At 49.8% G+C, this 9,282-nt stretch carries 8 protein-coding genes; 3 read left to right on the top strand and 5 right to left on the bottom strand.

What is annotated here, in order from left to right:
* Both ACQY6F_RS11770 and ACQY6F_RS11765 read left to right on the top strand, forming a co-directional pair.
* Positions 1-1,780 (top strand): nitric-oxide reductase large subunit (locus ACQY6F_RS11770; protein WP_428774580.1); only part of this gene is annotated, 1,780 nt, incomplete at its 5' end.
* 89 nt (positions 1,781-1,869) lie between these two features.
* The gene (locus ACQY6F_RS11765) at positions 1,870-2,262 is read left to right on the top strand and encodes a SirB2 family protein (RefSeq protein WP_428774579.1); all 393 of its coding nucleotides are present in this window, start codon (positions 1,870-1,872) and stop codon (positions 2,260-2,262) included.
* A gap of 114 nt (positions 2,263-2,376) precedes the next feature.
* Here ACQY6F_RS11765 and ACQY6F_RS11760 read toward each other — a convergent pair whose 3' ends face one another.
* The gene (locus ACQY6F_RS11760) at positions 2,377-3,012 is read right to left on the bottom strand and encodes a hypothetical protein (RefSeq protein WP_428774577.1); all 636 of its coding nucleotides are present in this window, start codon (positions 3,010-3,012) and stop codon (positions 2,377-2,379) included.
* Between the two features lie 487 nt (positions 3,013-3,499).
* Between ACQY6F_RS11760 and ACQY6F_RS11755 the strand changes: the two genes are divergently transcribed.
* On the top strand, positions 3,500-4,255 hold the full coding sequence (locus ACQY6F_RS11755) for a class I SAM-dependent methyltransferase (RefSeq protein ID WP_428774575.1): 756 nt from the start codon (positions 3,500-3,502) through the stop codon (positions 4,253-4,255).
* 6 nt (positions 4,256-4,261) lie between these two features.
* Here ACQY6F_RS11755 and ACQY6F_RS11750 read toward each other — a convergent pair whose 3' ends face one another.
* From ACQY6F_RS11750 to ACQY6F_RS11735, 4 genes are all read right to left on the bottom strand, one after another.
* Positions 4,262-5,587, bottom strand: a complete 1,326-nt coding sequence (locus ACQY6F_RS11750) for a CHASE3 domain-containing protein (RefSeq protein WP_428774573.1) — start codon at positions 5,585-5,587, stop codon at positions 4,262-4,264.
* A 295-nt stretch (positions 5,588-5,882) separates the two neighbouring features.
* A complete protein-coding gene (locus tag ACQY6F_RS11745; protein WP_428774572.1) occupies positions 5,883-7,865 on the bottom strand; it encodes an MtrB/PioB family decaheme-associated outer membrane protein in 1,983 nt (660 codons plus the stop codon).
* Between the two features lie 10 nt (positions 7,866-7,875).
* The gene (locus ACQY6F_RS11740) at positions 7,876-8,847 is read right to left on the bottom strand and encodes a DmsE family decaheme c-type cytochrome (RefSeq protein WP_428774570.1); all 972 of its coding nucleotides are present in this window, start codon (positions 8,845-8,847) and stop codon (positions 7,876-7,878) included.
* 55 nt (positions 8,848-8,902) lie between these two features.
* Positions 8,903-9,282 (bottom strand): multiheme c-type cytochrome (locus tag ACQY6F_RS11735; protein WP_428774568.1); only part of this gene is annotated, 380 nt, incomplete at its 5' end.

Below are 9,282 nucleotides of genomic sequence, written 5' to 3'. Positions count from 1 at the left end.
TCCGGAATTCCAGCCAACCCGTGAAGACTATGCGATGAAAGAAGGCACCATCGCAACGGAAGAGAATCGCGACAAGCTGACCGCATTTTTCTTCTGGAGTGCCTGGGCGGCGGTGACTGAACGTCCTGGAGAAAGCTACACTTACACCAACAACTGGCCTTACGATCCTGTAGTAGGTAATACACCAACTTCAGACAACATCGTTTGGTCTATTTTGAGTATCGTTGTACTGATTGCAGGTGTAGGTGCACTGGCCTGGTATCATGCCAGCCTGAAAGAGCACGATCTGCCAACACCACCGGAAAAAGATCCACTGTTCGGCGTGAAGCCAACTCCATCGCAAAAAGCGCTGGGCAAATACTTTGTCACTGCAATCGGCTTGTTCCTGCTGCAAATATTGCTTGGTGGTATTACTGCTCACTACGGCGTCGAAGGCCAGGAGTTCTACGGTATCCCGTTGTCTGACATTCTGCCCTACTCTGTTACCCGTACCTGGCATACTCAGTTAGCAGTATTCTGGATCGCCACTGCATGGCTGGGCACCGGTTTGTACATCGCTCCTGCCTTGTCTGGCTACGAACCTAAATTCCAGCGTCTGGGGGTTAACGTCCTCTGGGTAGCTCTGGTGATTGTGGTACTGGGTTCAATGGCCGGTGAATGGCTGGCGGTACAGCAGTACTTTAATATTGACCTCAGTTATTGGGTTGGTCACCAGGGTCAAGAGTACATTGACCTGGGACGCATCTGGCAAATCGCCCTGCTCGCTGGCCTGCTAATCTGGCTGTCTTTAGTAACTGCAGCGATCCGTCCGGCACTGAGTCAAGAAGGCGAAATGAAACCTGTTATCTGGGTGTTGTACGCTTCGTGTGTCGCTATTGGTCTGTTCTACGGCGCTGGCCTGTTCCAGGGCAAACACACCAACCTGGCCATCGCTGAATACTGGCGCTGGTGGGTTGTTCACCTGTGGGTTGAAGGCTTCTTCGAAACCTTTGCGACCTCTGTAATCGCACTGATGTTTGTCCGTCTTGGCCTGGTGCGTGCAAAATCAGCCAACAGTGCAGTGCTATTCGCGACAGTCGTTTTCCTGACCGGCGGTTTGATCGGTACCCTGCACCACCTGTACTTCACCGGTACGCCAACGTCGGTTATTGCCTGGGGCTCAATCTTCTCTGCCCTGGAAGTAGTGCCGCTGGCGCTGATCGGCTTTGAAGCTGTCGAAACTTACCGGATGCAGAAGACCACTCAGTGGATGGAACGCTACAAGTGGGCAATCATGTTCTTCGTTGCTACCGCGTTCTGGAACCTGGTTGGTGCCGGTATCCTGGGCTTCCTGATCAACCCACCTGTGTCGCTGTACTTCATTCAGGGTCTGAACACCACTGCAACTCACGCTCACGGCGCATTTATGGGTGTATACGGCATGCTGGGTATTGGCCTGATGCTGACCTGTCTGCGCGGTCTGAGCGGCGAATCCGCTGTCTGGGATGACAAACTGCTTAAATTGTCTTTCTGGTCACTGAACCTTGGCCTGGCAGGTATGGTGTTTATGTCTCTGTTGCCACAAGGTATCACGCAGTTCTTCGCAGTGATTGAACACGGCTACTGGTTCGCTCGCTCACCAGAAGTGATTCATAGCGAACTGATTGAGATGTTGGTATGGCTGCGTCTGCCTGGAGACATGCTGTTTGGCCTAGGTGGTCTGTTCCTGACTGCGTTCTTCGGTAAACTGATTCTGTCTGCCATCAAAAAAGCGCGCCTGGGTAAAACTGCCACAGCCTAATAGGTGAATTTCGCCCTGGGCGGAAGTTATTGCTGCCGAGCTTTAGCTTCCGCCCTTTTTCCATTTCAACCGAGCACGAATTCAGCTGTATGTATCACACCATAAAACTGTTCCATTTGATTACTATTGCCCTCAGCGTGACGCTGTTTATCACCCGATTTGCCATGTTTGGTCGCCACCAAAGCGTCATCCCCACTCCGGGATGGCTAAAACCCATTCCTCATTTTAACGATACCTTATTGTTTAGTAGTGGCATCGCGCTGATCTCAATAACCAAATTCGTCCCCTTTACTCAATCGGCTCCCTGGCTGAGTTACAAACTGGCGGCATTGACCTGCTATATTATCTGCGGCTATCTGGCCATGAGCAGTAAACATAGTTTTCGATCCCGGTGGCTATTTTTTATCTCGGCTATCTGTTGGTTGATGGTGATCGTGCTGCTGGCCGTCACGAAGAATCCCGCCATGATTCGCGTGTTCTAGGACTTATTTCTACAGCGCCGTTTTGCTCTTCAGCTATGAATGGTGACAGAAAGGTATCAATATACGGCTTAGCGTGTGCCCTAAAGCAAAGCGACACACGCTGAAAGACAGGCTCTAAGGGGCAAATTTGACCATGGCTAATAAATGCAGCGCAGTATTGGGCACAGTAGCGGAACCAAAAGTAAAATTGGCCTTAGCATAGGAATAGGTCAATTTCCCCTCCGCTGAAAAAATCACCGCGTCGCTCAACGGAAACTCACGCTCCAATGCTAACTGGGTGGTAATACCACTCCACTGGTAGCCGCCATGGCTTCTTACACCATCTACCGTGACATCCGGATGCACAATGACTGCCCCAACACCAAAACGGGTAATCCAGCCTTTTGTAATCTCGGCAGCATAGTTGCCGTAGAGCAGGTTATAGCCGTCGGAAATTTCAAAATTAGTGACCCGGTCGTTGAGGTATTTTGACTGCAGATAAATCTTATGGTGGATAAATTCCAGCTCCCATGCCTTGCTGTCTTGCCAACGAGCCGCCCGAAGGGCGTAATACGGTGGCGAGTTAAAGGGCTTGGTGTCGTAGTTGACGGTACCCAGGTCTATGGTTTCTCCAGAATCCATCTCAATAGACAGCGATTGTGGCAGATTCAAGGCTCCGCCAAATCCTACCGCCCATTCCCAGCCATCGCTTTTGGCATTGGCGACGATTGGCAGCAACATCCCAATACATGCACAAGTCATTCGATTCATGGTCTCTCCCGTTAATAGTTATCTAGAGATTGAGTTACCAGGTAGGCGCCAGGCGCCCATTACTTGAATCTAGCCCCCCGTTTTGAGTAACGCCGCTCGTCCTTTCTCTTATTGATCTTGAACGGCCAGGCCGACCGACCGGCAGATAGCGGCATCTCTGCAGTTTAAGGCCTGACCAAAGCAATACCTTTAAGCAAACACGCCACATTCGGGTTACATTCGACGTCCATCAAGCGCACTTGCGATGAGATTCAAACTTTTGTTCGACATTAGTAAAAGCTAACAAAGTGTGGGAAACATTGTAGTGATACAGTACATAATATTGTTGTTCTGGTGAGCAGCGTAAATGCGATGGCCATTCCGATAATTTTAGTGATTCGAATGTGGCCGCTGGCTGATTCGTCGATAGCCACGCTAAAAGCTCAAACTAATCATGGTCGGAATACTGATCTATATTTACCCCAGCTATTTACCAAGGAGGGTGCGTATGCAAGTCACTGAGCGATTTACTAATCGGGTTGATGATTACCAACGTTATCGGCCTAACTACCCCCAGACTCTTATCGACGTGCTGATCAGCGAAAGTAAACTTAAACCGCTTGCTAACGTGGCTGATATCGGCTCTGGCACTGGTATATTCTCCGAGCGATTACTGGAGCAAGGGTTGGAAGTGGTTGGCGTTGAAGCGAATCAGGCGATGCGTCAACAGGCTGAAGATTCATTGGCCGGCAATCGCCATTTTCGCAGCCAGTCCGGACGAGCTGAGGCCACTGAGCTACCCGACCAGAGCATAGATCTGATCACCGCGGCCCAATCATTTCACTGGTTTTGTAATCAGCAAACGCTATTCGAGTTTCGACGCATTCTGAAACCCGGCGGCTGGCTGGCACTGATTTGGAATCAACGTGATATGGAGAGCCGGTTTCAACAGCAATATGATCAGGTGTTGCAGCGCTATGCCACCGATTATGCCGCCGTCAGCCATCACAATCTTAAACCTGACGCGTTCGAACACTTTTTCGCCCAGGGGCAAATGCGTTGCTATTCCTTTTCCAATCAGCAAAGATTCAACTTCGACCAGCTTATGGGCCGTTTTCGCTCGTCGTCGTACAGCCCCGCTCCGGCCAGTAGAGAGTACCAGCAAGCAGAGCAGTGTTTGCTTCACCTGTACAAGCAGTATCAGCAGAATGAGTACATCAGCTTTGATTATTGCTGCCGAATGTATCTTGGGCCGATTTCCTGACCAAGCTCAGGCTTTATAGTCGCTAATAGTTGACAGATTACCCAGAGCAGCTTTATCGGCGAAGGCAAATTCGCTGCGACTGCGTTTTGCATCATACATGGCTAAATCTGCCAGTTTGAGTAACTCTTCCGCACTGATGGCATCTTGCGGAGAAGTAGCAACACCGATGCTGAGCGTAACCATAATCGAGTTGCTGCCGACAACGACCGGATTGGCGAACACGGTACGTAATGATGCCAACACCTGATGAGCGTCTTTGGCATGATTGAGACCACCCAGTAACACCACAAACTCATCCCCTCCGATCCTATAAGCATTGTCGCTCGAGCGAATGCAGCCTTTGATCCGTCTGGCCACTTCGACCAACACCAAATCACCGGTATCGTGTCCGTAATCGTCATTAAGGGGTTTAAAATTGTTGATATCCAGATAGAACAGCGCCGCCGAACGGCCAGATTCCGCGCTGAGCAGAATGATTTCCGTTATGTCTGCATCGAGATTTAGTCTATTTTTTAATCCGGTTAATGCGTCGTGAGTAGCCTTGTAAGTCAGTGTTTCGGTTCGGGTATGCACTTTTTGGCTCATTTCATAAAACCGGTACAGCAACCTACCCATTTCATCCTCACCAACCAGATCCCGCACAGTCTGAGCTTCGCCGCGCTCCATTTTCTCGGTCCCTTTGAGCAGTATTTCTATCGGCTCAAACAGCTTATTTTTGATAAATGACGCGGTCAGGATGGCCATAGTGAGCAAAAAAACAATCTCTACCACGACCGCAGCTAAGACATAGGCACGGGTTTCCCGGTACTCACCATTTCTGATTTCCAGCAGCAACCGCTCCTGATGAATGAAGTCGGCAATGCTTTTACGAATCTCGTCCATAAGCGCTTTGCCCTGATTTGAGCGAACCAACATCAGTGCTGCACTTTCATCGGTAGGTCCTCTGCGTTTCATCAAGCGAATGGTCTGGTCCATTTCGTTAAATTTCGCGGTTATCAGTTGATTGGTTTGGCTTAATCGATTGACTTGTCCAGGATTATCCGACACATGGTCAGACAAAGTACGGTAGGTGTTACTCACCGCTTTCTGACCAGAATAATAGGGTTCAAGATAATGAAGATCGGCAGTGAGCAGATAACCTCGCTGGCCAGTTTCTGCGTCTTGCAAGCCGCCCAACAGTAAGCTGGCCTGTTCGATCGCCTGATGGGTATGAATCACCCAGTCCATCTTCTTGGAGCTTGAGCTCTCCAACAGGAAAATTGAAACCGTGTTGGCCAGTGCTACCAAAAAAAGTAGCGATAACAGCACTTTTAACCGACTACGAATACTCATTTGGCTTCTCTCCGTGACTCTCCATGTACAACGGTACAGAAATCCAACTTGTGGCATGGGATATTGTCGCATTTCACCCGTCGTGTTCACTGACTTGTAACTTACGGCAATATCTCAATAGTAGGTCAAAATTGACGCTGTGGTTGATAAACAGCAGGTAAGATTACGGGAAGGAAGACGCTAGGGTTGCAATAGTGCAGATAGTAAAATGCCAGCCGAGTAACCGACTGGCATTGTTTCAAAGATTCATCCTGTGTACTTAGCTTGCAACAACACAGGAATAAACCATGCAGGATTAGTAACGGTACTCCCAAGAGACCATGCCGAAGAAGCCTTTGTATCTCTGATTCACATCACCCATATTGGCTGTTTCAGCACTAAACAGGTAATCTTCTTCATTGAAATCTTCGTAGCGAACATTCAGCAAAACACTCTGGTTGTCTGAAATACGGTAATCCCCGTTCATTTCTACCCGATGTGAGGTGGAATCATTGTCAGGATAGACATAACCGGCACCTGTAGTGCTGGTTTTGCCAACGCCGTAGTTGTAGCTGTAATCCAAAGAGAGGTCCAGTTTCTTCGAAAGCAGGTTATCTCTGTTCAGACCAAAGCCAACCGTGGTGATGGTATCTTTAGACTCCGTTGAGTAACGATTCCAGCCAGGTGCGCTGCTGTTCGCATGTTGCTGTTCTGAACGAACGAGTTGCTGGTTCAAGAACACATGACCACTGGTGTCATTTTCCAGGTAGAAATTCATACCCAGATCATAACCGTAGTCCTGGCCTTCACTGCGGCCTATATCCGGCTTAGGATACTGCTCGTCAGCAAACCAGGCATCGAGCGTCATCTGCACAGTTTCAGTTACGTCGTAACTTGCATCACCGCGCACTTCAAAACGGTCACGGTCAGCCAGGTAGAACTGACGCAAGTTTGGCGTCGTAGAGCTTGAACCGCTCCAGTCAGAACCATCACGAGACTGATAAGATACCTTACCGCCTACCGTCCAGGCAGCTTGTGGACGATATTTGGCACCAATATGCACGGTATGCTCATTGGTCTTTTCACGTACCGCGTATTCGCGCTTGTCGGTGCGATATTCATAGCCCGCATTCATACGCACTGAACGAGTGAATCGATGGCTGACGGTAGCATCAAATTTCCCACGAGTCCGATCATACTCTTTACGAGTTTGACCAATGACTACGCCACGGTCTGAACTATCGTCTCGATCACGGTAGTCCGCGCCGACTTTCAGGGCAGTCGAACGAGTCAGGCGGTTGTGGTAATTGGCATTCACCTGAACGGTATCGACCTTACCATTAAACGTGTCTGCGGTAACCGGCGACTGCGGGAACGGATTTAATCCGCCTTCCGATGTCGCTTGAGACCACATCACCCGGCCATTCAGGCTCTGGCTTTCCATAATGTAATTGCCCGATAAACCTACCTGATGGAAATCATTGTCAGGTTCATAAGCCAATTGGTTCGCATATGGATTAGCCGCCGCACCGTAGTACAGAGCGGTGTAGTCGTTACGGAAGAACGAGCCTCGGTACGCCAGATCAGCATTCCAGTTGTCTTCGATATAACTCACGCCAGCTGTGGTATTTAAGGTTTCATGCTCCACGTTTTTAGGAATAAAACCCGGTACGCTGCCGTAACCTGGAATCGACGAAGTATACGCCGCCATCGTGCCTTTTTTGCGCTCATGTTGCATGGTCGCATAAGGTTTCCACGGGCTGTGCGGGGTAAATTTCAGCCCCAGTTTCAGTTTTTCCCGTTTTACGCCTTTAGCAAATGGCTCCAGGCTGCCTGCGGTTTGCACATTGTTGTTACCGCTGTACGCACTCAGGGCAGAGTTGTTCCAGAAGTAAGGCGATTCGCTATAGCTACCCTGGAAGCGCAGGCCATCATATTGACCAACGTCTACTTGCATCAAGAAACGCTGCAGACCTAAGTCTTTAGCTTTAATCTTGCTGTAAAAGCCGTCGTCTTCATAACGTTCCAAATCGGCATTAAAGCTGGTCGCCAAGCCTCTTCCTGGGGTATCTGACCCCCAGATAGGGGCGGCCCAGTTGTTAAACCGGGGCGATCCATCGTTATCCAGGTATCCGGCACCGAAACTGACTTTACCTTGCCACTCACCGTCACTACTACATAGTTCACAGTTCCAGCGGCTGGTATCGGCATCACCGGCATTTTGCAGCGAATAATCACCGGCGATAGCTGGTAAAGCGAGTGCCGCGGCAATAGATACCCACAAAGGTGATAATTTCATGACACTCTCCTTAGTTTCTCAACGCCGCACCACGTGGATGGTTAGAACCGTGCACCTGATTGTGACAGTTCAGACAGCTTCCACCCCGTACTTTGAGATCGTTTTCCGGAATCTCAACGTTGGCGTGTGGCACGCTATGACAATCCTGGCAAAGCTGTGGCAGTCGCTTGTCTAACAGTGCCTGGTTAACTGAACCGTGAGGATTGTGACAAGACGTACAATCTTCAGTTACCGGCTCATGTTCCCACAGGAACGGACCGCGTTTCTCTGCGTGACAGTCATAACAGGTGTCGTTGATAGACGCCTGTTTCAGACTGTATTCATTCACGGTCTGGTGTGGATCGTGACAGCTAGAGCACTCCAGAGTGCCGTTAAGGATTGGGTGGCTACTGCGTTTGTGCAGATCAGACTTCGTCTTGGTATGACAAGATGTACAAGCTTCCGCCTGTTTTTCTGCCACCATCATCGGATCGTCTTTCTCGTGCAGCTTATGACAGCTGGAACAAGAGAGATCTTCAAACGCGTGCTCGCTGCTGTGCCATGCCGAACGGCTCGAGTCCGTGTGGCAAGACAAACAAACGCTGTTTTGCTTGTCAGCAGGAACCGGAGAGTCTGGTCCAAAGGTGATCATTGGTTCACGCATCTCACCTTTACGCGGGTTGCGCTCGTGGTTATTCGCCGGGCCATGACACGCTTCACACTGCTTATCGCTCATCGGGCCATGGATATTGGCAGTCTTACCGTGAATATTATCGAATATTCCGGTGGCCGGTTTTTCTGAGTCATCATCGTGACAACGCAGACAGCCGTCAGGACCGCGACGGGAGTATTTACCGTCTTCGAACTTCTGATCCAATACCGCTTCTATTTCCTCGCGAGAATCAACACCAGCCTTGGGAACGTCATCTGCTGCCTGTACGGCCGCAGATACCCCGAGCGCCAACATTGCCGTCACGAGCCACCGCTGAATAGTTATTTTCATAAGAGTTTCCTATTTTTCAACAGTTGTCCGGGGGCAAGCCCCCGGACAAGCTCAGTTAACGGTAGTCGTAGACTTTGTGGACTTTATCCACACCCTGCTCCTGACCCACTGCGTGACAGGTAGAACACTGTTCAGTGCCGGTAGCTTCTTCTGCAGTTTCTGCTGCGAAGACCGCACCGTTTTTCTCCATATGGCCAATGATGGCATCGCCAGGAATCGGGTTGTTAGGATCAACCAGACCTAACGCAGACTCAAGGTGACAGCTACCACAAGCAACCAATGCAGGACTGAAGAATCTTGGTTCCATAATTGGGTCACCAGCTCCATCTGTACCGACTTGTGTTGAAGCCAGTGATGGACGAGTGTTCGCCTGTTGTGGCAGGTTATACTGCTCTGACGTATGACAACCTTCACAATTGTTAATCACTCCAGGGA

Source organism: Vibrio sp., from assembly GCF_050299255.1.
Lineage (GTDB): Bacteria > Pseudomonadota > Gammaproteobacteria > Enterobacterales > Vibrionaceae > Vibrio.
This window is presented reverse-complemented; position numbering and strand designations above follow the sequence as displayed.

What these genes read in the sequence shown, in the direction of transcription:
- ACQY6F_RS11760 (WP_428774577.1), bottom strand. Translation starts at nt 3,012, where the DNA reads ATGAATCGAATGACTTGTGCATGTATTGGGATGTTGCTGCCAATCGTC.
- ACQY6F_RS11740 (WP_428774570.1), bottom strand. Translation starts at nt 8,847, where the DNA reads ATGAAAATAACTATTCAGCGGTGGCTCGTGACGGCAATGTTGGCGCTC.
- ACQY6F_RS11765 (WP_428774579.1), top strand. Translation starts at nt 1,870, where the DNA reads ATGTATCACACCATAAAACTGTTCCATTTGATTACTATTGCCCTCAGC.
- ACQY6F_RS11755 (WP_428774575.1), top strand. Translation starts at nt 3,500, where the DNA reads ATGCAAGTCACTGAGCGATTTACTAATCGGGTTGATGATTACCAACGT.
- ACQY6F_RS11750 (WP_428774573.1), bottom strand. Translation starts at nt 5,587, where the DNA reads ATGAGTATTCGTAGTCGGTTAAAAGTGCTGTTATCGCTACTTTTTTTG.
- ACQY6F_RS11745 (WP_428774572.1), bottom strand. Translation starts at nt 7,865, where the DNA reads ATGAAATTATCACCTTTGTGGGTATCTATTGCCGCGGCACTCGCTTTA.